The organism is Mesorhizobium sp. M1D.F.Ca.ET.043.01.1.1 (assembly GCF_003952385.1).
GTDB lineage: Bacteria > Pseudomonadota > Alphaproteobacteria > Rhizobiales > Rhizobiaceae > Mesorhizobium.
This window is the reverse complement of sequence record NZ_CP034444.1, coordinates 6,275,358-6,301,471: the sequence shown is the minus strand read 5'-3', so window position 1 is coordinate 6,301,471 and position 26,114 is coordinate 6,275,358. Positions and strand designations below refer to the sequence as shown.

Sequence of the window (26,114 nt, the reverse complement as noted above, 5' to 3'; positions counted from 1 at the left end):
ACTCGCACACAGTCGGACGCCATGGACGTCGCGCAGGGTTGGCCCTTACCAGCGCAATGTGGGCAAAAGGTGACAGGTTTTTTAGTCAAACCTAACGCATTTCGGTAGGCGCATCAGCTCCTATCAGCGTCAGGCCGGAAGTCAAAACATCCGAAACAGCCTGCACCAGCCCTAGTCTGGCATACGTCAATTGTGGGTCGTTAACCTTAACAAAACGTAAGTCCGGGTTGTCGGTGCCCCGATTCCAGTGTGCGTGGAAGCTGGACGCCAGATCGTAGAGATAGAATGCCAGCCGGTGCGGCTCCAGCGCAAGCGCCGCGGATTCAATCAGCCGTGGATATTCAGCCAGCTTACGGATGAGGCCGATCTCGCCCTCGTCAGTCAGCGACGCGACCGAAGCCACAAGCCGGTCGCGATCGAAATTCGCCTCGCCCAATTGCTCGCTTGCCTGCCGGAACACCGAATGGCACCGCGCCGAGGCGTATTGGACATAAAACACGGGATTATCCTTCGACTGCTCGGTGACCTTGGCGAAGTCGAAATCGAGCGGCGCGTCGTTCTTGCGGTAGAGCATCATGAAGCGGATCGGGTCGCGGCCGACCTCCTCCACCACGTCGCGCAGCGTGACGAAATCTCCCGACCGCTTCGACATCCTGACCGGCTCGCCGTCACGGAACAGCTTCACCAACTGGCACAGCAGAACGGCCAGCTTGACCGTGTCGCCGGCAACCGCGCGCGCCAGCGCTTCAAGCCGCTTCACGTAGCCGCCATGGTCGGCGCCGAGCACGTAGATGAGATCGACGAAGCCGCGCTCGACCTTGTCCTTGAGATAGGCGACGTCGGCGGCGAAATAGGTGAACGAGCCGTCCGACTTCACCAGCGCCCGGTCCATGTCGTCGCCGACCGCGGTGGACCGGAACAGCGTCTGCTCGCGATCTTCCCAGTCGTCCGGCTTCTCGCCCTTGGGCGGCGGCAGCTTGCCCTTGTAGATATGCCCCTTGAGCGTCAGGTCGGCGATCGCCGCCCGGATCTTCTTGGCGTTGTCGGCATGCAGCGTGCGTTCGGAGAAGAACACGTCGTGATGCACATTGAGCAGCGCCAGATCCTCGCGGATCATCGCCATCATCGCGCCGACCGTGCGGTCCTTGACGATTGCCAGCGCTTCCTCTTCCGGCATTTCCAGCAGGCCGAGGCCGAACTCCTCGGCCAGCGACTGGCCGACGGGGATCAGATAGTCGCCCGGATAGAGGCCGGGCGGGATCTCGCCAATGCCTTCGCCGAGCGCCTCGCGATAGCGCAGCATCGCCGAGCGGCCGAGCACGTCGATCTGCGAGCCGGCATCGTTGATGACGTATTCCTTGGTCACGTCGTAGCCGGCGAAGGCCATCAGATTGGCCAGCGTGTCGCCGACGACGGCGCCGCGGCAATGACCGACATGCATCGGGCCGGTCGGATTGGCCGAGACATATTCGACATTGGCCTTGCGGCCGCCGCCGATCATGGAGCGGCCATAGTTGCGGCCCTCGCCGAGCAGCGCCGCCAGATGCGCCTGCCAGAACCCGTCCTTGAGCCTCAGATTGACGAAGCCCGGCCCGGCAATGTCGGCGGACGCAATATCGGTATCGGCGCGCAGCGCTTCGGCCAGCTTTTCCGCCAAAGCGCGCGGGTTCTGGCCGGTGGGCTTCGCCAGCACCATCGCCGCATTGGTGGCAAGGTCGCCGTGGCTCGCGTCGCGCGGCGGCTCGACCGCGATGCGCGATAGGTCCAGCGCTCCGCCGTCCTTGTCTTTCAGATCAAGGGCTTCGACAGCTTTTACGATCCGCGCGTTGAAATCGGCGAAGATATTCATTGGGTGTGCTCTGGGCTTTAAAGAGGCGACCGGCTGCTTGGCCGGCAAAATCGTGGCTCGCCCTAGCTCAAATCGGGCGTATGGTCAAACAGACGCCTGTGCTCCTTCAGCGCGTAGGTGTCGGTCATGCCGGCCAGGAAATCGGCGACGCTGCGCGCCTTGATGCGATCCTCGGCTCTGTCGAGCCCTTCGCGCCAGCCGTCCGGCATGGCACGCGGGTCGGCGAAATAGACATCGAACAGGTCGCGGACGATCTGTTCGGCATCGGCGCGTACGCGCATCACCTCGGCGTGCCGGTAGAGATGCTTGTAGAGAAAAGCCTTCAGTTCCTTTTCGGCTGCAGCCATGCCTGCGGAGAAGGTCACCAGCGTCTCGCCCGCCGCCCTCACCGCATCGGCGTTGTCCGGCTTGAGGCGCTCGATATTGGCCTTGGCCGATGCAATGACGTCCTCCACCATCAATGTGATCTGCCGGCGCATCAGCTCGTGGCCGGTGCGGACGTCGTCGAGCTGCGGATAGCGGGCGCGCACGCCCTTCAAGATCGAACCCGGCAGGCCGACGTCCTCGAGCATGTCGAGCGTCAGGAAACCGGCGCGCAGGCCATCGTCTATGTCATGCGTGTTGTAGGCGATGTCGTCGGCGATTGCCGCGCACTGCGCCTCGATGCCGGCGAAGCGGTCGAGCTCGAGGTCGTGCAGTTCGGAATAGTCGCGGATCGCCTGCGGCACGGGCCCCTTCAAGCCCCTTCCGCTGTCGTCGGTCAGCGGCCCATTGTGCTTGACCAGCCCTTCCAGCGTCTCCCAGGTGAGGTTCAGCCCGTCGAATTCGGCATAGCGCCGCTCGAGGCGCGTGACGACGCGCAGCGACTGCGCATTGTGGTCGAACCCGCCCCAGCCGGCCATTTTCTCGTTAAGCGCCTCCTCGCCGGTGTGGCCGAAAGGCGTGTGGCCGAAATCATGGACCAGGGCGACCGCTTCGGCGAGATCCTCGTCGCCGCGCAGCGCCCGCGCCAGGGCACGCGCGATCTGCGCCACCTCGATCGAATGCGTCAGCCTGGTGCGATAGTGATCGCCCTCATGCGCGACGAACACCTGCGTCTTGTGCTTCAGCCGGCGAAAGGCGGTGGAATGGATGATGCGGTCGCGGTCGCGCTGGAACGGCGTGCGCGTCGGACTTTCCGGCTCGTCGAACAGCCGGCCGCGCGACTGCGCCGGGTCGCTCGCATAGACGGCGCGCGGCCGGTAGCCGAATCCGATATCGCCGAGAGCATCCTTGCCCATTCGCCCACCAGTTGACTTGCCCCCGCCCGCTTCATACCTATCATGGGAAACCGAAAGCAAGGTGACGCCGATGGGCGCGGATGCCAAGACTGCCATGAAGGTCGAGATGACCGAAGCGGCCGCGAAGCGGATCGCCAGGATCCTGTCCGGCGAACCGGGCAAGACGGCTCTGCGCGTTTCCGTCGAAGGCGGCGGCTGCTCCGGCTTTTCCTACAAGTTCGATCTGGTCGAAGGGGCGAACGACGGCGACGTCGCCATCGAGAAGGATGGCGCGACGATCCTGATCGACGACCTCTCGCTGGTCTATATGGGCGGCTCGGTGATCGACTTCGTCGACGACCTGATGGGCCAGTCGTTCCAGATCAGGAACCCCAACGCCGTCGCTTCCTGCGGCTGCGGCACCAGTTTCTCCATCTGATTTCCGATGCCTGCAATCGGCGCGGTCCGTCAGGTCGCGCTGTCGGCCGGGCGCGATCTCGATGCGACGCTGGCCTTCTGGCAGGGCGTGCTCGGCATGAGCGTGCATGCGCGCTACGATCCGCCGGGCATTGCCTTCATCATGGCCGGCGATGTGCGGCTGTTCTTTGCCGATGGCGTACCGCCCGGCACCGTCTATCTCGACATTGCCGATCTCGAGGCTTTCCATGCCGAGGCGAAGGCGACCGGCGTTCCTTTCACCGCACCGCCGGCACTCGTCCATCGCGACACCGAGGGCCGGTTCGGTGCGGCGGGGGAAAGCGAATGGATGGCCTTCCTAAAGGACCCGGCAGGCAATACGATCGGCCTCGTCGAGCGCCTAGCGCCGGAAGAACATTGAGGTCCGCATGAAGATCGTCACCTGGAACATCAACGGCGTTCGCGCCCGCATCGGCAACCTCACCCACTGGCTGACCGAGAGCGCGCCGGACATCGTCTGCCTGCAGGAGATCAAGACGCTCGACGATCAGTTCCCGCGCGCCGAGATCGAGGCGCTGGGCTACAATGTCGAGACCAACGGCCAGAAGAGCTTCAACGGCGTCGCGCTCCTGTCGAAGCTGCCCTTCGACGAAGTCAATCGCGGTTTGCCCGGCGACGATGCCGATGACCATGCGCGCTTCATCGAAGGCGTCTTCTCGACCGACAAAGGGTCCTTGCGCGTCGCTTCGCTCTATCTGCCGAACGGCAATCCGATCGACGACGAGAGGAAGTTCTCCTACAAGCTGTCGTGGATGGCGAGGCTCGAACGCTGGGCGCAAGAACGGTTGAGGCTCGAGGAAGCGCTGGTGCTGGCCGGCGACTACAACGTCATTCCCGAGCGCGCCGACGCCAGGTTCCCCGAGAACTGGCTCGGCGACGCGCTGTTCCAACCGCAGACGAGGCAGGCCTTCCGACGGCTGAAGAACCTCGGCTTCACCGAGGCCGTTCGCGCCGTCACCGATTCGTCCGATGTCTATACCTTCTGGGACTATCAGGCCGGCGCCTGGCAGAAGAACAACGGCATCCGCATCGACCATCTGTTGCTGTCGCCCGAAGCCGCCAACCGCTTTTCCTCGGCCTCGGTCGAGAAACACGTGCGCGCCTGGGAAAAACCCTCCGACCACGTGCCGGTGGCGATCGATCTCGACCTGCAGCCGGCCTGAAGGCGCTGCTTACCGACCCTCGCCGATCCCTGATATCGCCACAAATCGCGCGTTGGATGCGGATTGTTGCGGGGGTTCGATGGTGATCCGATCTGTTCTTTGCCCGATTGGCCTTGCGCTGGCGTTCGCCGTGCCGGCGCCGGCGCTCGCGGCCCCGGAGTGCCTTGCCAACGGCAAATCCTTCAAGGTCGGTGAGACGGCCTGTCTGACCGTTGCCGGCGAAAGCCACCTCGCCCGCTGCGACATGGTTCTCAACAACACGTCCTGGACGAAGATCAAGGACAAGTGCCCGGGGACACCCCAAAACTCCACTCCACATCGATCTCGACGCCGCCCCCAAGCACAGCGCCGACAGAGCCGACCGATAACTAGAGCAATTCCAGGAAAAGTGCGTAGCGGTTAGGCTCGGCGACTTCCTCTTGAGGAGGAGATTGGCAGCCGCTGCCTACTGGTCGCCGTTGTTGCCTTTGGTCAGGATGTCGTCGGCCAGCGAAATCGCCGTGCGGCGGTCGGCTTCGCCGGCGGCGGCGAAGGCCTCTTCCTGCATGCTGCGGATCCAGGGCTGGTCGGCCGGCGGAGCGCGCTCGAGCGCGGCCGTCATCATCGCCAGCCCGCGCACGACTTTGCCGCTCTGGAACAACAGATTGCCGAGCGTCGCCTGCGCGCCGGCATGGCCTTTTTCGGCTGCCAACTGCAGCCAGCGCCCGGCCTGCTTGACGCTGGCCTTCACGCCGCCCTCGCCCTTCAAGAACATCTGGCCGATCTCAAACTGGGCGTTCGGGTTGCGGTAATTGGCGGCAGCGCGCATGTAGTATTCCTGCGCCGCAACCTCGTTTTCTTCGACCGGGCTGCCCGGGATGCCTTTGCGCAGATAGTCGCCGAGCGCGACAAGCGCGTCCGAGACATAGCTTTCCTCCGGCGAGCCGGGCTCGACATCCTGGTCGACGATCTCCGAGAAGAACTTGAAAGCCGCATAGTCGTCGCGTGCCACGCCGTCGCCTTCGGCATACATGCGCGCAAGCTTCCAGGTGGCGCCGATCTGGCCGTTCTCGGCGGCATATTTGTAGGCCTCGACCGCCTGGTCCTTGTGGCCGTTCTTGTAGGCGGAGAAGCCGAACTGGAACACCGCCCACGGGCTCGACTGCGGCTTCACGCCGGTCTTGTCGTCGAACACCTTGTCGTCGAAGGCCATGGCCTGCCCGACGGCGCCCAAGGTCGCAACCGCGACCAGTGCCGAAAAGACAGACGACCTCAACACCTCAAATGTCCGCATAGCAGTGTGTTTCTTTCGCACCGCCCGGATGGGTGACCGCGCCGTCGCGGGCCGACCCTACGGTCTGCGCATATTTCCAGATCGCGCCGGACTGATAGTCGGTCTTGCGCGCCTTCCAACTCTTTGCCCGTGCCGCCAGCTCGGCATCGGACAGAGCTACCTCGATCGTGCCCTTCACGGCATCGATTGAGATCACGTCGCCATTCTTGATGAGCCCGATCGGACCGCCGACCGCCGCCTCCGGCCCGACATGGCCGATGCAGAAGCCACGCGTAGCACCGGAAAAACGCCCGTCCGTGATCAGCGCCACCTTGCCGCCCATGCCCTGGCCGTAGAGCGCCGCTGTCGTCGACAGCATCTCGCGCATGCCCGGACCGCCGCGCGGCCCCTCGTAGCGGATGACGAGAACCTCGCCTTCCCGGTAATTGCGCTGCGTGACCGCTTCGAAGCACTCCTCTTCCGAATCGAAGCAGCGCGCCGGGCCTGAGAATTTCAGCTCCGACATGCCGGCGACCTTCACGATCGCGCCTTCGGGGGCAAGGTTGCCCTTCAAGCCCACAACGCCGCCCGTCTTGGTGATTGGCCGATTGGCGGGACGCACAACATCCTGGCTGTCATTCCAGGCAACGTGCTCCATGTTTTCGGCCAAAGTGCGGCCAGTGACCGTCATGCAGTCGCCGTGCAGATAGCCGTGATCGAGCAGCGTCTTCATCAGGAGCGGAATGCCGCCGGCCTCGAACATGTCCTTGGCGACATATTTGCCGCCGGGCTTGAGGTCGGCGATATAAGGCGTCTTCTCGAAGATCGCCGCCACGTCGAAGAGGTCGAACTTGATCCCGGCCTCATGCGCGATCGCCGGCAGGTGCAGCGCCGCGTTGGTCGAGCCGCCGGTGGCCGACACGACGGTCGCGGCATTCTCCAGCGCCTTGCGGGTGACGATGTCGCGCGGCCGGATGTTTTTGGCGATCAGTTCCATGACCTTTTCGCCGGAGGCGAAATTGAAGCGGTCGCGCATCTCGTAGGGCGCCGGTGCGCCGCAGGAGTAGGGCAAGGCCAGGCCGATCGCCTCGGCGACCGTCGCCATGGTGTTGGCGGTGAACTGGGCGCCGCAGGAACCCGCCGACGGACAGGCGGCCTGCTCGATCTCGAGCAGTTCGTCATCGCCGATCGCGCCGACAGAATGCTGGCCGACCGCCTCGAACACGTCCTGCACGGTGATCTGCCGGCCGCGATAGCTGCCGGGCAGGATCGAGCCGCCATAGATGAAGATCGACGGCACGTTGAGTCGCACCATCGCCATCATCATGCCGGGCAGCGACTTGTCGCAGCCGGCAAGCCCGACCAGCGCGTCATAGCAATGGCCGCGCATGGTGAGCTCGACCGAATCGGCGATCACCTCGCGCGACACCAGCGACGACTTCATGCCCTGGTGGCCCATGGCGATGCCGTCGGTAACGGTGATGGTGCAGAATTCGCGCGGCGTGCCGTTGGCGGCCGCCACGCCCTTCTTGACCACCTGCGCCTGGCGCATCAGCGAGATGTTGCAGGGCGCCGCCTCGTTCCAGCAGCTGGCGACGCCGACCAGCGGCTGCGCGATCTCGGCCGCCGACAATCCCATGGCGTAGAGATACGAGCGATGCGGCGCGCGCGCCGGACCAACGGTCACGTGGCGGCTCGGCAGCTTGGCCTTGGAGATTGCCTTGGCGTCCATACTCGTCCTTGCCGCACACCCCGCGGCCCGCCCCATCGCCGGGCCAACCTGGCACGCATCCCGAGACCTATTCGAGTTGCTCCGGGTTTATGGCGGGAAATGGGCAGTTCCCTCGGCAAGACTTCTAGCGCAGGGGTTGTTCATAAACTGTTGCTGAAACGTCACAATCGTGAGGGGCGCCGGCTGTGGCACCAACCTGCAACAGCGCGTCGGTCGGTCAGGCCGGACAGCCGATTGCCCAACAAAAAAGGCCGGGCGATGCCCGGCCGTTTTCCTGAATTTTCAGTCCCTTAGAACTTGATCTTCACGCCGCCGGAAAGCGCGGTGACCAGATCGTTGCCGAAGTCGTAGCTGACCTCCGTGCCGGCCTGGTAGCCGTTCTCGCCATTCACTATCCCCGAATGACCGCTGGTCATGACGCCGATCGCGCCGGCGAGGCGAACTTCGATGTTTGGCCGCGGAGTGTAGGCAACGCCGCCACCAAAGGTCCAGGTATCGGTCTGCGAGCCATAGCCATGGGACGTGCCACGGTCCCAACTGAGCTGGCCGGCAGCGCTCCATTGATCGTTGAACTTGTGGCCGATGCCTCCAGAAACCGTCCAGCCGTCACGATACATCAAATCCAGCGATGTAACCTGTTGCGAACCAGACGCGGCGTTGCCGGTGAAGCAGAGCGACGAAGGAACACCCACCGGGCAGATCGGGACGCTTTGCAACGTGCTCCAATTAACCCACTTGATCGAACCGAAGGCAAGCCAGCCAGGTGCGATGCCGGACTGAAGTTTCAGTTCCACAACATCCGGCATGTACTGGGTCGAGCCGTAGATCGGGATCACGCCCACGCCGACGTTCGTCAAGTCCAGCGTGCCCTCGATATTGTCGAGCTTGACCTTCGAGTTGTAGACGAGGCTAGCGCGCAGCGCGATGTCGGGGATTTCATAGGCGATGCCGGCACGCCAGCCCCAGCCGCTGCTCGTCAAATCGACCCGGCCAGTACCCGCGAAGTTGGGCACCAGCGGCGACACCAAATCCTCCTTGAAGCCGTAGACCTTCTGGTAGAAGACACCGCCGATGAAGCGAAGCTGGCCTTTGCCGGCGTCCATCTTGTAGGAGCAGGTCGCCCCGTAGCTGTCGCTTTTGATATCGGTTTCCATATTGGACTGGGCGCCGGCCCAGAGACCGGGTGTCGTATGCGCCCCCCAAGGCTGCGAATAGTCGACCATGCAGTCGACGCCCTGGACGATCTGGGCCTTCGCGCCGATGTGCGGCACCCAATAGTCCGCGCTTTCATTCGTCGAGCTGCCGAGAGCAGTGATGTTGCCATCGAGCGGGTTGGTGTCCACTCCGTTCTTGAGCTTACGGTTCGGCATCACATAGGTCGCTTCCGCTTCCGTCGCGAAAGGCGCCGGATCGAACAGAAGGTCGATATCATAACCGCCGCGCTCGATACCGCCGGCATGCGCCGGGTGCATTGCCGCGCCGATCAAAGCAATCGAAAAGCACCCTGCCCCCAGCAGTGCTTTCAGACGCAAAATGTTCATGGAAATCCCTCCCCGAAACACGAGTGGGTCAAGCTAGAACCAATTCGGGTTAACGGCGCAACAACGAATTCGCGAGCTGTACATGTATACGTTGACAGCTCGTATTTTCGCCATTGTCGCCGACCCCAAATTGAGCTCAAAAACTGGCTCAACTGGGATCGAGTGTCGGGAAAAAATCGCAAAATCCGCCCAAAACAACGCCAAAACGGGCGATTTTGAGGGGAATTGGGCCGATTGTTACATTATGGCAACAATGGGGCCGAAACTTTCCGTTTACGTCAAAATTAACGCTGCGGAATACCTGTTTTCGAGGCAACGAAGCCGCTTTAAGCGGCTCCTGAAACACACGAATCTTGGCCCTTAGCCGGCGTCGCGAACCCTGGTCAGCGCGATCGAAAGTTTCTCTTGCGCCTCGCGATATTCGGCAAGCTTTTCGCGCTCGGCCTCGACCACCTCTTCGGGCGCGTTGGCGACGAATTTCTCGTTCGAAAGCTTCTTGTGCAGGCGGGCGATCTCCTCGGTCACCTTGGCCAGTTCCTTCTGCAGCCGCGCGGCTTCGGCCGCAAGGTCGATCAGGCTGCCGAGCGGCAGGCAGACGGTGGCTTCGTTGACGACGATCTGTGCCGAGCCCTTGGGCGGCGCTTCCGCCAGCGATATGCTGCCGACGCGCGCCAGGCGCTTGATCGCCTGGTCGTGGCGTTCGAGCCGCTCGCGTGTCACGGCGTTGGCGCCGATCACCGCCAGGGGTGCGATCGCCGCCGGCGGCACGTTCATTTCCGAACGCACTGAGCGGATGCCTGAAACGAGATCAACCAGCCAGTTGATGTCGGCGGCTGCGTCGTCGTCCTCGAAGTCGGGCGACGGCCAGGCGGCGTGGCAAAGCAGCGAGGCGCGTTCCTTGCCTTCGCCCGCCGTCTGCGCCCACAGCTCCTCGGTCATGAACGGCATCATCGGATGGAGCAGCTTGTAGATCTCGTCGAGCACGAAGGCGACGCAGGCCCGGCTCTCCGCCTTGGCGGCCTCGTCCGTGCCCATGAACACCGGCTTCAGCAGTTCCAGATACCAGTCGCAGAAGAGGTTCCACACGAACCGGTATGCGGCGCCCGCCGCCTCGTTGAAGCGATAGCTGGTGATGCCCTCGGTGATCGCGCGCGCCGCCCGCGTCAGCTCCGTCAGGATCCAGCGGTTGACCGCGAGCCTGGCGTCGTTCAGCCAGAAATCGTCGTTGCGCGCGACCTCGTTCATTTCGGCAAAGCGCGTCGCGTTCCAGAGCTTGGTGCCGAAATTGCGGTAGCCGGCGATGCGCGCCGGGTCGAGCTTCACGTCGCGCCCCTGCGCCGCCATCACGGTCAAGGTGAAGCGCAGCGCATCCGCGCCGTACTCGTCGATCAGATCGAGTGGGTCGATGACGTTGCCTTTCGACTTCGACATCTTCTGCCCGTTCTTGTCGCGCACGAGCGCATGGACATAGACGGTATGGAACGGCTCCTCGTCCATGAAATGCAGGCCCATCATCATCATGCGGGCCACCCAGAAGAAGATGATGTCGAAGCCGGTCACCAGCACGTCGGTCTGGTAGTAGGTCTTCAGCTCCGGCGTCCGGTCGGGCCAGCCGAGCGTCGAGAACGGCCACAACGCCGAGGAAAACCAGGTGTCGAGAACGTCCTCGTCGCGCGACAGGATCTCGCCCGGCTGGAAATTCTCCAACTTGTCCTCGACCCAGGCCTTCCACGGACCTTCCAGCGCCAGATAATATTCGATCGCCGCGGCAAGCGCCTCTTCCTCGGTCTTCTCGACGAAGACGCGCCCGTCCGGCCCATACCAGGCCGGAATCTGGTGACCCCACCACAGCTGCCGCGAGATGCACCAGGGCTGGATGTTCTCCATCCAGTCGAAATAGGTCTTCTCCCAGTTCTTCGGCACGAAGTTGGTACGGCCCTCGCGCACCGAGGCGATGGCCGGCTTGGCGAGCTCGGCCGCGTTGACATACCACTGGTCGGTGAGGAACGGTTCGATCGGCACGCCGCCGCGGTCGCCATGCGGCACCGTGTGGCGATGCGGCTCGACCTTTTCCAGGAAGCCGCTGGCTTCCATCAGCTCGACGACCTTCTTGCGCGCCGTAAAGCGGTCCAGCCAGTCGAGCTCGTCCCAGACGGCCTGGCGCTCCGGCGTCACCTCGAGACCGGCGAGGAAGTCCTCGTTGTCCTTGAGCTTGACGTTGGCTTCGACCGTCAGGATGTTGATCGCCGGCAGCTTGTGGCGCTTGCCGACCTCGAAGTCGTTGAAGTCATGCGCAGGCGTGATCTTGACCGCGCCTGAGCCTTTCTCCGGGTCCGAATATTCATCGGCGACGATGGGGATCCGCCGGCCGACGATCGGCAGGATGACGTTCTTGCCAACCAGGTCGCGAAACCGTTCGTCGTCCGGATGCACGGCCACCGCGGTGTCGCCGAGCATGGTTTCGGGGCGCGTCGTGGCGACGGTGATGAATGTCTTCGGGTTCTCAGGGTCGAACGCCGCGCCTTCGACCGGATAGCGGAAATGCCAGAGATTGCCATTGACCTCGTGCTGCTCGACCTCGAGATCGGAGATGGCCGTCAACAGCTTCGGATCCCAGTTCACAAGGCGCTTGTCCTTGTAGATCAGGCCCTCCTTGTAGAGCGTGACGAAGACCTCCAGCACTGCCCTGGACAGGCCCTCGTCCATGGTGAAACGCTCCCGGCTCCAGTCGGCCGAGGCGCCAAGCCGCTTCAGCTGGTTGAAGATCGCGCCGCCGGATTCGGCCTTCCACTCCCAGACCTTTTCGATGAACTCCTCGCGCGAAAGATCGCGGCGGTGGATCTGCCTTTCCATGAGCCGGCGCTCGACCACCATCTGCGTGGCGATGCCGGCATGATCCATGCCGGGCTGCCACAGCACATTCTTGCCGCGCATGCGCTCGAAGCGCACCAGTATGTCCTGCAGCGTGTTGTTGAGCGCATGGCCCATATGCAGCGAGCCGGTGACGTTCGGCGGCGGGATGACGATGGTGAAGGCTTCCGCTCCTTCCTCGGCGCCGGCGCCGGCGCGGAAAGCGTCGGCCTCTTCCCAGATTTTGGCGATCTTCGGCTCGACGGTCTTGGCGTCGTAGGTTTTATCAAGCATGGAGGAAGTCCGAACTGTCGGGAACAAGCGTCCGCTGTAAATCGGAAGCTCTTGGTCGAGTCAACCGCGAGAAGGATAGGCCCACCTCGCCCAGATAGGCCTGCCGCGGTCGGCGGCAATCCCATCGCTTATCGCAAATCGATCCTAAAGCGCGGCGCGATCTTTCGGAATCGCTCTACGCGCTTTGGATTTTTGATCTTACGCATGTCCTTGTCCCGAAGCCGGTTCCCACTTTCGGGAGACGTGCTTCAGGGCCGCATGTTCCGGAAAACGAAAGCGCCGTCCGGTGGCGGCGGATTTCACCTTGAACGGTTCAGCGAAATCATTGCGCGCCGCGGGCCACGCGCTCGATTTCCTCGCGCACCAGCCGTTCGACCAGCGTCGGCAGGTTGTTGTCGAGCCAGTCCTGCAGCATCGGCCGCAGCATCTCCTCGGCCATCTCGTCGAAGGTCTTCTTGCTGCGGCTGGCGAAAGCATCCGAAAGCTCGCCGAACGCCGCCGCGACCTGACGGCCCGCATGCTCGGACAGGATCGCCGGCCGCGCCGGCGGGGCGTCGACCGAGGACGGCCCTGAACCCGTGCCGGTCGTCGTGGCTTCGACAGGTGGCGGGGCAAGATCCTCCTGGTCGATCTCGACTTCGGGCGCAATCTCCGGCTCGCGGGTTGGCGCCTTCGCCTTGACGGAGCTTCCGCCGACGGCGGCGATCTCGCGCCGCCAGTCGGCAACGATGCTATCGGCGCTTTGCGGCGCGCTTGCAGCGCCCCCCGCAACCGCCGGCGTGTCGGCCTCGGCGGCGACCCTGGCCCCGACTTCCGCCAGGGTGGTGGGCGATGGCGCGGCCTTCACGGGTTCGGGGCGCGGCTCGGCGCGCGCGGGCGCCGGATCGGACGCCGCAAGCTGGGCCTGTATCTCCGCCAGACTCACCGGCTTCCTGGGAGCGGATTCCGTATTCAGCTCGGAACGGAAGGCGTCAACATCGGCGGTCGGCGCCGCCGGCTGGAGGTCCTGCCGCAGGTCATCGCTGTCCGCCGCCGGCTGCTTGCGGCCGGTATCGCTGTCCTCGATGATCCTCCGGATGGAAGCAAGTATCTCTTCCATCGAGGGTTCGCGCTGTGCGCTGCTTGCCGTCGCCATCGTCACATCCGCCGCCCTTGTGACCCATTGCAGATTTCGATTTCGGCCGGGCCGGAATTCGAATCAATGGCAACAGCGTAACCGACCGATCGCCATCCGAGAATCCCCAATCTGGGGAGACGTTGGATTTCAACAGATTAGCGGCCTCCACTGCCCGCAGCCGGACTGGTCGACTTTCAAATGCAAAAGCGCCGCGCATCCGTCGGACACGCGGCGCATTTGGAATTAAAAAAGGATCAGCGGCCGTCCGGCGTGCGCAGCCCGATCCATTTGTCCTTGACGGCGTTGTAGTGCTCTTCAGGCTTGTACTTCGTGACCGCCAGGCCGAGCCGGTCGGCCGAAAGGCGGCCGATGGCCGACAGGATGGCGTAGCTCGCCACGACGACATCGCGCTCGGAGCTGGCCTGGTTGATCTTGGCGGTGATGACGGCGTTCTGCGCGTTGAGCACGTCGAGCGTAGTCCGCTGGCCGACATTGCGCTCCTCGATGACGCCGTTGAGCGCCAGCTGCGCGGCGGCGATCACCTGACGGTTGGCATCCACGCTTTCGCGCGCGGCGGTGTATTGCGTCCACGCCGAGGCCACCGCCTGGCGCACCTGGTCACGGCTGACGTCGACCTCGATGCGCGCCTGGCTGAGCGATTCCTTCGATTGGCGAACCAGAGCGGAGGTGCGGCCGCCCGAATAGATCGGCACGGTGAGCGTGGCGCCGATATTGGCCGAATTGGTCGTCCCTTCCGACGCGGACGACGCGAAAGTGCCAGGCGTGGTGTTGCGGTACTGGCTCGAAATTCCGGCACTGGCGGAAAGCTGCGGCAAAAGCGCCCCTTCAGCCGACTTCACCGAAAACGCCGCGGCGTCGACGAGATGCTCGGTGGCAAGGATGGCCGGATGCTCGGCGGCGGCAATGGTGAAGGCCGAATCGAGGCTGCCCGGCAACAGCTTCCCTACCGGCGCGGCCGCCTTGAGCCTGCCCGGCTCGTCGCCGACGATCTGGTGGTAGGTAGCCGCGCTGGCAAGCGCCGTCGCGCGGGCTGCGCTAAGCTGAGCCACGGCCGTGGAGCGCGAGGCGTCGGCCTGCGCGACGTCCGTGCGCGTACCCTCGCCGACCTCGAAGCGAGACCGTGCGGCGCGCGCCTGCTCGGTCAGGAACTGCAGGTTCTGTTCGGTCAGCACCGCGATCTGGCGATCGCGGATCACATCCATGTACGCGCTGGCCGCGTTGAACAGGATGTTCTCCTCGGAGTTGCGCAAACTCTCTTGCGAGGCGCTGACCTGGGCCTCGGCGGCAGCGACATTGTTCTTGGTCTGGAAACCGTCGAACAGCGTCTGGTCGATCTCAACCCCGAAGTTGCCTGTGGTTATGTTTAAGGTTTGACCCAGGCTGTTGGAGTGGCTGCTTGTGTAGTCGATGCTTGCCGATCCCTTGATCGTCGGGCGGTAACCCGACTTGGCGATAGCCACGCCCTCGTCGGTGACACGGGTGCCGGCGCGGGCGGAGTTCAGCTGCGAGTTGTATTGATACGCCTTGGCGAGCGCGCCGGTAATCGTTTCGGCGGATGCGGCCAGCGGCGAAAGCGCGGTCGCCGAAACAAGCATGGCTGTTAGAAAAGTCTTGCGTAGGGGCGGCACGTATTATCCCTCATTCGTTTTGCATGGGAACCACGCCACGCCAGCCCACCCTTTCGGATCGGCCCGCGCCGCGCTGTTTCTCGTTCCCCCGCTGACTGCCCCCGAAACCCTGGAAAGCAAATCAGCAACGATTGTTCAAGCGCAAGCGATCATGACCACGCCTTCGCTGCAAGGCAAAACCGCTTAAAATTCGAACGCATGGACACGTTCGAAGCCCGGTAGTGGCTTAATTGCCGCATTAAATGCCCGTCTTCCGGTTACAACCCCCCGGCCTTGAAAAATAGCCGGGCCACGCCGGAGTTGCCCTGGCCTTCGACCACAACCAGCCGCCCGTCCTCGGCGAGCTGGTCGAGCAGCGCCGCCGGCACCTCCTCGACGCTGCCGCCAATGAAGATGACATCATAGGGCGCCTTCGCGGCATGACCCTGCGGCAACGGCCCGGTCACCACCGTCACGTTCTGGCAATCCAGCGCCGACAGCGTCGACTTCGCGGCCTCGGCCAACGCCGGATCGCTTTCCAGCGCAACCACCGATTTTGCGATTCGGGAGAGCAGAGCGGCCGAATAGCCGGTGCCGCAGCCGATATCGAGCACCGAATCGCCGTCGCTGATTTCGGCCAGCTGCAAAAGCTTGGCGAGCGGCGACGGTTCCATCATGTAGCGGGCGCCGCCGCCGTTGACGCCGGCGGAAACACGGATGTCCTCGTCGATATAGGCCAGGTCCTGCTGCCCGGCGCCGACAAAAGCCTCGCGCGGCACCGACAGCATGGCTTCGATCAGCGGCGCGCTGGTCACGTCGGTGGTGCGGATCTGGCCATCGACCATCTTCACGCGGCGTTCGGAGAAATCAGCGTTCATGTTCCAACCAACCCGCTTTCCGCGCCCAATTCGCTACCCGCGCCCAACGCAATTCTCAGGCAAAGTCCGCGGGCAAATTCGACCGGAACCTGGCACTCCGGCGCGACAGCGCCGGAGTCCGGGCATTGGAGGCCTCGCCCGGAATCGAACCGGGGTGCAAGGATTTGCAGTCCTCTGCGTAACCACTCCGCCACGAGGCCTTCCATGCTCCCGGCGTTCCGAGCGAACTCATTATGTTGGCCGTGAAAGGTCGTCAAGCGCCGGCAAGTCATTCCCGGCGCTTTCCATACGTCATCCAAGACAGTGGTTGCCAATCGCTTGCCGCCGGTCCCGACGGTGCCGCCGGAGCTCGCCGGCCGCCTCCAGGCAGGCTCTCAATCCGGCCGCCGCCGGCGTTGCCACCAGACGACGAAGCGCCGCCTGTGGCGACGCACCAGCGCGAATTCGTAGGACAGCACCAGCAGGCCCAGAGGAACCATCCAGAAACCCAGAATCGGCAGGAAGCCCAGAATCCCGCCGACGGTGAGCAGCACGCCGATCGCGATCCGCAATCCCCGCGAGCGCGGCATCGTGAACTCGCGGCCGAATACCGTGATCTTGCGCGCCGGGCCGTTATCGTCGTCAGTTGCCGTCATTCAAAACCAGATCCTGTCTGCAATGGCCGAGGCCATAGCTACCAAAGGCGACAACCGGCCGCTTTGTTCCGTGCCGGTGTGAAGCGGTTCATATGTGGGCACGCCGAAACGATGCCACAAATGGCCGCACGAAAAACTGGAGAAAAATTACGAATTGCTGCTTTGCAAAGCCGAAAGGTGTTTGCTATAGGCTGCGCCACTCACATCAGAGCCTCCGTTCCCCGGTAGCTCAGTGGTAGAGCAACCGGCTGTTAACCGGTTGGTCGCTGGTTCGAATCCGGCCCGGGGAGCCAACATTTCCAAGGTTTTAGGTGAGTTTCCCTCTCCTGATACATCGCCTCTGGCCCGGCACAGGGCAACATCGAACCTGTCATGAGCCCATTTCTCGGACGCCATTCGAGACTCGACGCGAAAATCCTTTCGCTAAACTGAGAACGTCCCAAAACGCTGGTTCCTCGCTCGCACGGGCAGGCTTGGCACGGTTTTTGATGCCAGAACTGTAAGCATGCCGGCGCGCAAAGACGCTGTTCCATATCGACACCGGCGTGTGTGAGGTTGGGACAATGATGTCGCGTAAGCTTCTGTTCGGCCTGCCTGCGGTGCTGTTGGCTTCGGCCCTTTTGGCGGCTCTTTTGTCGTCCGAGACCGCACGGGGACTTCTGACTGCCTCTCGATCCCGTTCGGTCCTTTGTTCAAGCGGTCCAGTGCTCGAGTCGGCGTCGCGGACTTTGCCCCCATGTCCTCAATCCTTCGCAAGGTCAAAGGGGGCGCTCGATGTGGGCTTTGATCACTCGATTGGCATCGGCTTTTCGCGAATTTGTTGCACCGCGTTACCGGCCGGAACTCTACTATATGCGCGGTCCTGGGCCAGCCTCCGCTCGCCGCATGAGCGCGCGCTGAGTGTATCCGTGGGTGCCGGCGACGCCGTTCGCCCGCTGGCCTGAGGACGGCTCGCGGTTCTTGAAGACACCGCCGTCGCACTTGCGCGCCAATGCATGCCGGGCGATGCTCGCGCAATTTTCCGGGAGGGACTCATGCGCAATGTCCTGGCATCGGCGCTGCTGCTGGCGGCAGCGCTTTCTTCGACCACCGCCCTCGCTCTTGATAGTTCCGGCACACCGGTCGTCGTGACGCCGCTGGCATCGAGGACGGCGACGGCTTCCGGCCAGCCGATCACGCTGCCGCAGAAGAATGTCGAGGTCCAGGTTTCGGCCTACGAGATCGCGCCGGGCGCGACGCTGCCGGTGCACAAGCACCCCTTCCCGCGCTACGCCTATGTCGAGGCCGGCACGCTCAAGGTCACCAATGTCGAGACCGGCAACAGCAACACCTACAAGACCGGCGATTTCATCGTCGAGATGATCGGGCAATGGCACCAGGCCACCAACATCGGCACCGATGCGGTGAAGCTCCTGGTGATCGACCAGGTCGAGCAAGGCGCCAAGAACACGATCCTGAAGCAGTAATCTGCCGGGCAAGGCTGCTTCGCAAGCAAGGCGCCCGCCCCAAAAGCAGGCGCCTGATCATCTGCCCTCAGCCCCAGGCGCCCACCGGCTGCCGGGTCGGCGCGTTGAGGCGATTGAAAGCGTTGATCAGCGCGATCTGGATCACCAGCGCGGCGAGTTGCTTGTCGTCATAATGGCGAGCAGCCTCGTCCCAGACGTTGTCGGGCACTGCGTCGGAGCGGTCGGCCAATCGCGTCGCGGCTTCCGCCAGCGCAAGCGCGGCCCGTTCGGCACCGGTGAAGTAAGGCGTTTCCCGCCAGGCGGATACGGCGAAGATGCGCTCGTCCTTCTCGCCCGCCTTCTTCAGCTCGCGCGCATGCATGTCGACGCAGGCGCTGCAGGCGTTGATCTGGCTGGCGCGCAGGTGGATGAGCTTGCGCGTCACATAGGGCACCTCGGCGGCTTCAGTCGACTTGTCCAGCGCCAGCAGCGCCTGCAGGGCGCCTGGAATGAGCATCACCGGGTTCTTCAATCTGGCTTCCATGGTCTGTCTCCTTTGGTTTCTCGTCGCCGCCGCCGTGCAACAGGCACTCGATCGATAACTATCCAGTTATGAATTATCCATAACTTTCCAGTTATGCGTTGTCAAGCGACGCTGAGAAAAGTCGGAAGGCTTGTCGCCTCGCCCTGCTGGACCGATCGATGCGGCTTTTACGGCAATCATCCCGATGCTAGGGCTGCGCTTGCTCTGCAATATGGATGGATGCCGGTGACCGACGCCCAAAAACCCCTGATCGAGATCTGCGTCGAAGGCATCGATGGGCTGCTTGCCGCGCAAGCCGCAGGCGCCGACCGGGTCGAGCTTTGCGCCAGCCTAGTCGAAGGCGGCATCACGCCCAGCCTCGGCACGGTGCGCGCAGCACTTGAACGCGCGACCATTCCCTTCCATGTCATCGTGCGTCCGCGCGGCGGCGATTTTCTTTACAGCGATGCGGAATATCAATCGATGCTCGCCGATGTCGGCGCGTTGCGCGATCTCGGCGTGACCGGCGTCGTCGTGGGCTGCCTGACCGCCGACGGGGCCATCGACGAGGTGCGCATGGGCGAACTGGTTCGCGCCGCCGGCCCCCTCAACGTCACCTGCCACCGCGCCTTCGACATGACGCGCGATCCGGCCGAGGCGCTCGAAGCGCTGATCCGCTGCAAGGTCGGCCGCGTGCTGACCAGCGGCCAGCGCGACACGGCGCTGGAAGGCGCCGACATGCTTGCGCAGATCGTTCGTCAGGCGGGCGAACGCATCGTCATTCTAGGTTGCGGCGGGCTGGCGCCCGGCAACATAGGCGAAGTCCGCAGACGAACCGGACTGCGCGAGATGCATTTTGCAGCGCTTGCCGACGTGCCGAGCGCCATGCGCTACCGCAACCCGCATGTCGGCATGGGCGGCGCCGATCTCGATCGCGAATATCGCAATACCGTTACCGACGAGGCACTGGTGGCGACAACGATCGCGGCCGCGAGGGCGTGATGCCGGAAGAGAGGATGTCGAAGGATCGGCTGCCGATCGAACACGTCTCGCCCGCCGACGAGGCCGCGATCCTCGTCCTCAACAACCAGCATGCCGCCGAACTGTCCTGGCTGGAGGGGGAGCGGTTGTCGTTTCTGATCGGCCAGGCTTTCTACGCGCGCCGCATCGGCGCGCTCGAAGCCTTCATCATGTGCTTCGACCAGGACGCCCGCTACGACAGCCCGAATTTCCTGTGGTTCCGCGAGCGCTATCCGCGCTTCGTCTATGTCGACCGGGTGGTGGTCGCGGCCGAGGCGCGCGGCCGTGGCCATGCTCGACGCCTCTACGAGGATCTGTTCGAACATGTCCGGCGCGCCGGCCACACGGTCGTCACCTGCGAAGTCAACGCCGATCCGCCGAACCCTGCCTCGGTTGCCTTCCACGCCGCGCTCGGCTTCGCCGAAGTCGGCGACGCCGTGATCCACGGCGGCAAGAAGTCGGTGCGTTATTACGCCAAGCCGGTCACCAGCTAGAGCCGTTCCAGGGAAGTACGCAGCGGCGATTCGGTGAAAAGCTGAACCCTCTAGAGCGGTTCAGCGATTCATAGAATCGCCGAACCGCTCTAAGTATTTGTTTTTGCGCAATTCCGGACGGAAAACCGTTACACACTTTTCCTGGAATTGCTCTAGAGACTTTCACGCGCGAACTCGATGCGCCACCGTCCAAAGCCGGGATCGTCCGCGAAGGGGAAATGCTCTTGTCTCACAACGGTGATCCCGGGCCTTGCGAAGACGCCGATCTCGGCTTCGGTCAGCGGCCAGGGAGGACCTGCATTCAGGTCGCCGGCGGGAGAAATCGAGGTCGCGACAACGATAAGCCGGCCGCCGGGGGCGAGGAGGCTCACAACCGCGGCGATTGCCTGGGCACGCAACGGGCGCGGCAGAGACTGCACGGTGAGGCACTCGACGACGAGTTCGAAGCGGCCGATCCACCGGGCCGGAAGGGCGAGGAGATCGGCCTCGGCATAGTCGACCCTCGAGTTGGGAAAGTGCCGCCGGACGGCAGAGACAGCGGTGGCGGCAACCTCGAAGGCAGTGGTGTCATAGCCGATCGAGGCGATGAATTCCGAGTCGTGACCGGTGCCAAAACCGATGACGACGGCGCGCTTGCCATGGCCATCGCTGCCGGCCGCCCATTCGGCAAGCAATGCATTGGGTGCTGTCCGCTCCCATGGCACCTGCGCCTCGCCGGCTTCCGCCGCGCGATAGAGCGCTTCAAACCAGCCGGTCGGATCGTCATTGGCGAGCGAACGGGCGGCCAATTGACGGGAGACTTCGTCGGGATCAGGCTTGCTCATGCGGCTTCTTGAGGTGCATTGGGGCAAATGGATCAACTAGGGCATTTTGCGGCCAAATCGAATCGAAACAAACCATTCAGAGCGAGTTGCCGATTTCGAAGAAACCCTCCAGGGCCGCGAGAGGCACTGGCACCACAAAACAGTCGCCGCTAATGTAAGCGCCACAGGGGCCGGCCGTCATGCCAAGCAACGTCTTCCGCTTCGACGAGAGCTGGGACGTCCCGGAAGGGACGCCGCAGGAAGTGTGGGACGTTCTGTCCGACGCCGAGTTGCTGCCGCTCTGGTGGGGCGACGCCTATAAGGAAGTCGAGCCGCTCGACAGGAAAGGCAAGGGCGTCGTCGGTTCGCGGGCGCGAGCCAGGGCGCGAGGCGCCCTGCCCTACGAGCTGAACTTCATCATCGAGGCCGCCGAGCTGGAGCCGGGCCGTCTGGTGGTGGTGAAGACGCTCGGCGATTTCGATGGCCTGTGGCGGGCCGAACTGTCGCCGTCCGGACCCGGAACGCATGTGAAGCTCACCTGGCAGGTCATCGTGGAGAGGCCGATCCTCAAGCTCCTGGCGCCCCTGCTCAGGCCGGCCTTTGCCTGGAACCATCGCTGGACGACACCGCGCGGCGAAGCCGGACTTCGTCGCTATCTCGCCGCGCGGAAGAGCGGCAGGGCGGCCTGACCAATGTATGTCGCCCAAAAGTGCGCAGCGGTTTTGGGAGAACGACATGCGTCAACAAAACCAGGAACCTCACCAGTTCCGGTTGAGCCAGCCACGGGCCGGTTTTTCGACGATGTAATAGCTCGCCAGCGCGCAGGCGAAGACCGCGGCCAGCATCGGGAGCGGTGTGACGCCCCGGTCGTAGACGAATTTGTAGAAGGGCTGCTGCCAGAGATAGAGCGAATAGGACCACAGCCCCAGCATCACCATCGGCCGCGATGACAGCAATCCGGTCAAATAGGCGCCTGCGAAGTCGAGCGCGTTGACGGCGAGCGCCAGCAAGGGCACACCAAGCAGATAGTGAACAGGCGTCGGCACCGGGTCGAGGAACAGCAAGACCGCGCCCGCGGCCGCACCCAGCGCCACATGCCGGTTCCTGAGGAATGCCGGCAGCCGCCCGTCGGCCTTCAGCAGGCAGATCGCAGCCGAAAGCAGGATCGAGGCGATATGCACGTCGGTGCGCCAATAGCTGGTCTCGTAGTCCATGCCGAGAACCCAGTAGGAGATGGCGCCGTTGGCCATGGCCAACACCGAGAGTGCCACCAGCAGCCGCACGACATTGGCGCGCCCTGACACCACAACACTGATCAGCGCCAGGATGACATAAGAGTGTTCCTCGATGGCGAGCGACCAGATATGGTCGAGCGCGCCCGCGCGATTGATGAGAATGCCTGCGTAGTTGTAGGTGAATGTCAGCGCGGTGAGCGCCGCCTTCCATTTGAAGGCGATAAAGGTGCCGGAAAGCCCGATCATGGCGGCAATCACGAACACCAGCAATGCCGGATAGATGCGCGAGAAGCGGCGCTTGAAGAATTTCTTCAGCGGAAAGCGCTCGATGAACAGAATCTCGCCCATCAGCCGGCCGCTGAGCACGAAGAAGAACTCGACGCCAAGCACGCCGAGATTGATGCCGGGAACCGGAAAGAAGTGGCCGATCAGCACGAGCGCGATAGACAGGCCGCGCCAGCCGTCGAGATAAGCCAGCCTTGTCCGTGCCGCTTTATCGGCTGTGGTCCGTGGCAGGACACCGGCCGTCGCGGAGATGTCGGTCATGCCCGTCCTTCGCAACTCGAGGCCCGAAGACGCCTATAGCCGCGCCTGGACCCTTTTGTATTCCCGCCGCGTTTATTTTGCAGTGCGGGATAATCTTGTGCAAGTGCGAAGCCGCAAATTCTCAGGTATTTCCTGCCAAGCCGCTGCGAATGCAAAAGAAAAGGGGCCGCGACGGCCCCTTCCTTTCAGCCAGGCTGAGAGCGTCAGGCGTTGGCCGCGGCCACCGCGCGCTTCGCCATCACGGTGATCAGATTGGCGCGATAGTCCGCGGAGGCATGCATATCGCTCATCAGGCCCTTTGCCGGCACTTTCAGGCCGTCGAGCGCCGAGGCGTTGAAATTCTTTGCCAGCGCCGCCTCGATTTCCTTGGAGCGGAAGACGCCGTCGTCGCCGGCGCCGGTGACCGCTGCCCTCACCCCATCCTTGCCCTTGGTCACGAACACACCGACGATCGCGTAGCGCGAGGCCGGGTTGCGGAACTTTTGGTAGGCCGCCTTGGCGGGGGCGGTGAAGGTCACCGCCGTGATGATCTCGCCGTCCTTCAGCGCCGTTTCGAACAGCCCTTTGAAGAACTTGTCGGCGGCGATCTGGCGCTTGTTGGTGACGATGGTCGCCCCCAGCGCCAGCAGCGCTGCCGGATAGTCGGCCGCCGGATCATTGTTGGCGATCGAACCGCCGATCGTGCCCTTGTAGCGCACCGCCGGGTCGCCGATCAGCGAGGCCATATGCGCGAGCGCCGGGCAGGCCTTCTTCAGCTTCTCGTCGGCGGAGACGTCGTAATGCGTCGCCGCAGCACCGATGGTGACCGTCTTGCCGGACACCTTGACGCCCTGCAGCTCCTTCAGCCGCGACACGTCGACCAGGTCGGAGGGCGCTGCAAGCCGCGTCTTCATGGCGGGGATTAGCGTCATGCCGCCGGAGAGCAGCTTGGCATCGCCGCTCTTCAACAGCTTGGCGGCGTCGGCGACCGAGGCGGCGCGATGGTAGTTGACCGAATACATCTTTGCTCCTCCTCAGTGTTTCTTGGCGTGGATCGCCGACCACACGATCGACGGTGATGCCGGCATGGCGATATCGACGACGCCGAGCGCATCGGTGATGGCGTTGATCACCGCCGGCGGCGAGCCGATGGCGCCGGCCTCGCCGCAGCCTTTGACGCCGAGCGGATTGCCGGGACACGGCGTGTTCGAGGTCGAGACCTTGAACGACGGCAGATCGCCGGCACGCGGCATGGTGTAGTCCATGTAGCTTGCCGTCAAAAGCTGACCGTTCGCGTCATAGTGGGCGCCTTCGAGCAGCGCCTGGCCGACACCCTGCGCGATGCCGCCATGCACCTGCCCCTCGACGATCATCGGATTGATGATGTTTCCGAAGTCGTCGGCCGCCACGAACTGGATGATTTCCGTCAGGCCGGTGTCCGGATCGATCTCGACCTCGCAGATGTAGCAGCCGGCCGGGAAGGTGAAGTTGGACGGATCGTAGAAGGCCGTTTCCTTCAGGCCCGGTTCCATGCCGGCCGGCAGATTGTGGGCGGTGTAGGAGGCAAGCGCCACCTGGAACCAGGGCAGGCTCTTGTCGGTGCCGGCGACCTTGACCTCGCCATTCTCGATGACGATGTCGCCTTCATCCGCCTCGAGCAGATGCGCCGCGATCTTCTTGGCCTTGGCCTCGACCTTGTCGAGTGCCTTGGCGACGGCCGACATGCCGACGGCGCCCGAACGCGAGCCGTAAGTGCCCATGCCCATCTGCACCTTGTCGGTGTCGCCATGGACGATGGAAACCGAGTCGATCGGCACGCCGAAGCGCTGATTGACCAACTGCGCGAAGGTCGTCTCGTGGCCCTGGCCATGGCTGTGCGAGCCCGTCAGCACCTCGATCGTGCCGACGGCATTGACGCGCACCTCCGCCGACTCCCACAGCCCGACGCCGGCGCCGAGCGAACCGACCGCCGCCGACGGCGCGAGGCCGCAAGCCTCGATATAGCAGCTCATGCCGATGCCGCGCAGCTTGCCCTGCTTGGCGGCATCCGCCCGCCGCTTGGTGAAGCCGGCATAGTCGGCGGTCTTCATCGCCGCGTCGAGCGAGGCACTATAGTCGCCCGCGTCATAGTTCATGATCACCGGCGTCTGGTGCGGGAAGGACGTGATGAAGTTCTTGCGTCTCAATTCCGCCGGCGACACGCCAAGCTCGCGCGCGGCCGTCTCCATCGTTCGCTCCAGAAGATAGGTCGCTTCCGGACGCCCGGCCCCACGATAGGCGTCTACCGGCGCGGTGTTGGTGTAGACGGTGCGCACATTGGCGTGGATCGCCGGGATGTCGTACTGGCCCGACAGAAGCGTCGCGTAAAGATACGTCGGCACGCATGACGAGAACAGCGACATGTAGGCGCCAAGATTGGCAATGGTGTCGACCTTGAGGCCGGTGATCCGGTTGTCCTTGTCGAAGGCCATCTCCACCGTCGAGACATGGTCGCGGCCATGCGCGTCCGAGAGGAAGCTCTCGGTGCGGTCGGCGACCCATTTGACCGGCACGCCGGTCTTCTTCGAGGCCCACAGACAGACGATCTCTTCCGGATAGATGTAGATCTTGGAGCCGAAGCCGCCGCCGACATCGGGCGCGATGACCCTCAGCTTGTTTTCCGGCGCGACATTGTAGAAGGCGCTCATCACCAGCCGAGCGAGATGCGGGTTCTGCGACGTCGTCCAGCAGGTATAGTGGTCCTCGGCCTTGTCGTAGTGGCCGAGAGCCGCGCGTGGCTCCATCGCATTCGGCACCAGCCGGTTGTTGACGATCTTCATGCGCGTGACATGGGCCGCCGACTTGATCGCGGCGTCGGTTGCCTTGCCGTCGCCGAGTTCCCAGTCGAAGATCAGATTGTTCTCGGCTTCGGCATGGATCTGCGGCGCGCCCTTTTCGAGGGCCTTGGTCGCCTCGACCACCGCCTTCAGTTCCTTGTAGGTGATCTCGACCGCTTCGGCCGCGTCGCGCGCCTGGCCCTTGGTGTCGGCGATGACGATGACGACGGCGTCGCCGACATAGCGCACCTTGTCGACCGCGAGCGGCGACCACGCGCCCATCTTCATCGGCGTGCCGTCTTTGGAGTGGATCATCCAGCCACAGATGAGGTTGCCGATCCCGTCGGCCTTGAGCTCCTTGCCGGTCAGAACGCCGACGACGCCAGGCATCGCCTGAGCCTTCTTCACATCGATCTTCTTGATCTGCGCATGCGCGTGCGGGCTGCGCACGAACACGGCATGCTTCATGCCGGGAACCACCATGTCGTCGACATAGCGGCCGCCGCCGGTGATGAACCTCTTGTCTTCCTTGCGCGCCACGCGAGCGCCGACACCTTCGATACCCATCAGAAATTCCT

General features: G+C 63.6%; 22 protein-coding genes, 2 tRNA genes and 1 pseudogene. 9 read left to right on the top strand and 16 right to left on the bottom strand.

Features of this window, described 5'->3' with window-relative positions:
- Nucleotides 1-91 precede the first annotated feature (91 nt).
- Together argS and EJ067_RS30160 are read right to left on the bottom strand one after the other, a co-directional pair.
- The gene (argS, locus tag EJ067_RS30165; protein WP_126088772.1) at nucleotides 92-1,849 is read right to left on the bottom strand and encodes an arginine--tRNA ligase; all 1,758 of its coding nucleotides are present in this window, start codon (nucleotides 1,847-1,849) and stop codon (nucleotides 92-94) included.
- 62 nt (nucleotides 1,850-1,911) lie between these two features.
- Nucleotides 1,912-3,129: a deoxyguanosinetriphosphate triphosphohydrolase gene (locus tag EJ067_RS30160; protein ID WP_126088771.1), complete on the bottom strand. Its 1,218-nt coding sequence runs from the start codon at nucleotides 3,127-3,129 to the stop codon at nucleotides 1,912-1,914.
- 70 nt (nucleotides 3,130-3,199) lie between these two features.
- Between EJ067_RS30160 and erpA the strand changes: the two genes are divergently transcribed.
- Genes erpA through xth form a run of 3 tightly spaced genes read left to right on the top strand, consistent with a single transcriptional unit; the run spans nucleotide 3,200 to nucleotide 4,748 of the window.
- Nucleotides 3,200-3,547, top strand: a complete 348-nt coding sequence (erpA, locus tag EJ067_RS30155) for an iron-sulfur cluster insertion protein ErpA (protein ID WP_126088770.1) — start codon at nucleotides 3,200-3,202, stop codon at nucleotides 3,545-3,547.
- 6 nt (nucleotides 3,548-3,553) lie between these two features.
- Complete coding sequence (locus tag EJ067_RS30150) at nucleotides 3,554-3,946, top strand: VOC family protein (protein WP_126088769.1); 393 nt, start codon at nucleotides 3,554-3,556, stop codon at nucleotides 3,944-3,946.
- A gap of 7 nt (nucleotides 3,947-3,953) precedes the next feature.
- Nucleotides 3,954-4,748, top strand: a complete 795-nt coding sequence (gene xth, locus EJ067_RS30145) for an exodeoxyribonuclease III (protein WP_126088768.1) — start codon at nucleotides 3,954-3,956, stop codon at nucleotides 4,746-4,748.
- A gap of 445 nt (nucleotides 4,749-5,193) precedes the next feature.
- Here the strand turns inward: xth and EJ067_RS30135 are convergent, their stop codons facing one another.
- From EJ067_RS30135 to EJ067_RS30125, 3 genes are all read right to left on the bottom strand, one after another.
- Nucleotides 5,194-6,021 carry a tetratricopeptide repeat protein gene (locus EJ067_RS30135; RefSeq protein WP_126088767.1) on the bottom strand — a complete coding sequence of 276 codons (828 nt, stop codon included), beginning with the start codon at nucleotides 6,019-6,021 and terminating at the stop codon, nucleotides 5,194-5,196.
- Complete coding sequence (gene ilvD, locus EJ067_RS30130; RefSeq protein WP_126088766.1) at nucleotides 6,008-7,732, bottom strand: dihydroxy-acid dehydratase; 1,725 nt, start codon at nucleotides 7,730-7,732, stop codon at nucleotides 6,008-6,010. The genes EJ067_RS30135 and ilvD overlap by 14 nt, the downstream gene beginning before the upstream one ends.
- A gap of 290 nt (nucleotides 7,733-8,022) precedes the next feature.
- On the bottom strand, nucleotides 8,023-9,273 hold the full coding sequence (locus EJ067_RS30125; protein WP_126089796.1) for an OmpP1/FadL family transporter: 1,251 nt from the start codon (nucleotides 9,271-9,273) through the stop codon (nucleotides 8,023-8,025).
- Between the two features lie 82 nt (nucleotides 9,274-9,355).
- On the opposite strand from EJ067_RS30125, the gene EJ067_RS30120 reads away from it, so the two are divergent.
- Entirely contained in the window at nucleotides 9,356-9,637 is a 282-nt protein-coding gene (locus EJ067_RS30120; RefSeq protein WP_126088765.1) for a hypothetical protein, read from the top strand.
- On the opposite strand, the gene EJ067_RS30115 is transcribed toward EJ067_RS30120, so the two are convergent.
- The 6 genes and pseudogenes from EJ067_RS30115 to EJ067_RS30090 all read right to left on the bottom strand — a co-directional run bounded on the left by EJ067_RS30115 (nucleotide 9,634) and on the right by EJ067_RS30090 (nucleotide 16,675).
- Nucleotides 9,634-12,417, bottom strand: a complete 2,784-nt coding sequence (locus tag EJ067_RS30115) for a valine--tRNA ligase (protein WP_126088764.1) — start codon at nucleotides 12,415-12,417, stop codon at nucleotides 9,634-9,636. The genes EJ067_RS30120 and EJ067_RS30115 overlap by 4 nt on opposite strands.
- Nucleotides 12,418-12,739: 322 nt before the next feature.
- The gene (locus EJ067_RS30110) at nucleotides 12,740-13,552 is read right to left on the bottom strand and encodes a PopZ family protein (protein WP_126088763.1); all 813 of its coding nucleotides are present in this window, start codon (nucleotides 13,550-13,552) and stop codon (nucleotides 12,740-12,742) included.
- A gap of 236 nt (nucleotides 13,553-13,788) precedes the next feature.
- Nucleotides 13,789-15,183: a TolC family outer membrane protein gene (locus EJ067_RS30105; RefSeq protein ID WP_126088762.1), complete on the bottom strand. Its 1,395-nt coding sequence runs from the start codon at nucleotides 15,181-15,183 to the stop codon at nucleotides 13,789-13,791.
- Between the two features lie 183 nt (nucleotides 15,184-15,366).
- Nucleotides 15,367-16,040: pseudogene (locus EJ067_RS30100) on the bottom strand (protein-L-isoaspartate O-methyltransferase).
- Nucleotides 16,041-16,166: 126 nt separating this feature from the next.
- Nucleotides 16,167-16,240: transfer RNA gene (locus tag EJ067_RS30095), tRNA-Cys, on the bottom strand.
- A gap of 174 nt (nucleotides 16,241-16,414) precedes the next feature.
- Nucleotides 16,415-16,675 (bottom strand): hypothetical protein, encoded by a 261-nt coding sequence (locus EJ067_RS30090; RefSeq protein ID WP_126088761.1) that lies wholly within the window; start codon nucleotides 16,673-16,675, stop codon nucleotides 16,415-16,417.
- A gap of 218 nt (nucleotides 16,676-16,893) precedes the next feature.
- On the opposite strand from EJ067_RS30090, the gene EJ067_RS30085 reads away from it, so the two are divergent.
- A tRNA-Asn gene (locus EJ067_RS30085) sits at nucleotides 16,894-16,968 on the top strand.
- A 741-nt stretch (nucleotides 16,969-17,709) separates the two neighbouring features.
- The gene (locus EJ067_RS30080; protein WP_126088760.1) at nucleotides 17,710-18,141 is read left to right on the top strand and encodes a cupin domain-containing protein; all 432 of its coding nucleotides are present in this window, start codon (nucleotides 17,710-17,712) and stop codon (nucleotides 18,139-18,141) included.
- A gap of 67 nt (nucleotides 18,142-18,208) precedes the next feature.
- On the opposite strand, the gene EJ067_RS30075 is transcribed toward EJ067_RS30080, so the two are convergent.
- A complete protein-coding gene (locus tag EJ067_RS30075; protein ID WP_126088759.1) occupies nucleotides 18,209-18,664 on the bottom strand; it encodes a carboxymuconolactone decarboxylase family protein in 456 nt (151 codons plus the stop codon).
- Between the two features lie 219 nt (nucleotides 18,665-18,883).
- Here EJ067_RS30075 and EJ067_RS30070 point away from each other — a divergent pair, with 219 nt between their 5' ends.
- The gene (locus tag EJ067_RS30070) at nucleotides 18,884-19,645 is read left to right on the top strand and encodes a copper homeostasis protein CutC (protein ID WP_126088758.1); all 762 of its coding nucleotides are present in this window, start codon (nucleotides 18,884-18,886) and stop codon (nucleotides 19,643-19,645) included.
- A 14-nt stretch (nucleotides 19,646-19,659) separates the two neighbouring features.
- Nucleotides 19,660-20,157, top strand: coding sequence for a GNAT family N-acetyltransferase (locus EJ067_RS30065; protein WP_126088757.1), 498 nt, complete (start codon nucleotides 19,660-19,662; stop codon nucleotides 20,155-20,157).
- A gap of 152 nt (nucleotides 20,158-20,309) precedes the next feature.
- Here EJ067_RS30065 and EJ067_RS30060 read toward each other — a convergent pair whose 3' ends face one another.
- Nucleotides 20,310-20,981: a class I SAM-dependent methyltransferase gene (locus EJ067_RS30060; RefSeq protein ID WP_126088756.1), complete on the bottom strand. Its 672-nt coding sequence runs from the start codon at nucleotides 20,979-20,981 to the stop codon at nucleotides 20,310-20,312.
- A 179-nt stretch (nucleotides 20,982-21,160) separates the two neighbouring features.
- On the opposite strand from EJ067_RS30060, the gene EJ067_RS30055 reads away from it, so the two are divergent.
- Entirely contained in the window at nucleotides 21,161-21,649 is a 489-nt protein-coding gene (locus EJ067_RS30055) for an SRPBCC family protein (protein ID WP_126088755.1), read from the top strand.
- Nucleotides 21,650-21,718: 69 nt separating this feature from the next.
- On the opposite strand, the gene EJ067_RS30050 is transcribed toward EJ067_RS30055, so the two are convergent.
- From EJ067_RS30050 to EJ067_RS30040, 3 genes are all read right to left on the bottom strand, one after another.
- Nucleotides 21,719-22,741, bottom strand: coding sequence for an acyltransferase (locus tag EJ067_RS30050; protein ID WP_126088754.1), 1,023 nt, complete (start codon nucleotides 22,739-22,741; stop codon nucleotides 21,719-21,721).
- A gap of 203 nt (nucleotides 22,742-22,944) precedes the next feature.
- Nucleotides 22,945-23,742 carry a xanthine dehydrogenase family protein subunit M gene (locus EJ067_RS30045; protein ID WP_126088753.1) on the bottom strand — a complete coding sequence of 266 codons (798 nt, stop codon included), beginning with the start codon at nucleotides 23,740-23,742 and terminating at the stop codon, nucleotides 22,945-22,947.
- A 12-nt stretch (nucleotides 23,743-23,754) separates the two neighbouring features.
- Entirely contained in the window at nucleotides 23,755-26,103 is a 2,349-nt protein-coding gene (locus EJ067_RS30040; RefSeq protein WP_126088752.1) for a xanthine dehydrogenase family protein molybdopterin-binding subunit, read from the bottom strand.
- Nucleotides 26,104-26,114: the final 11 nt, after the last annotated feature.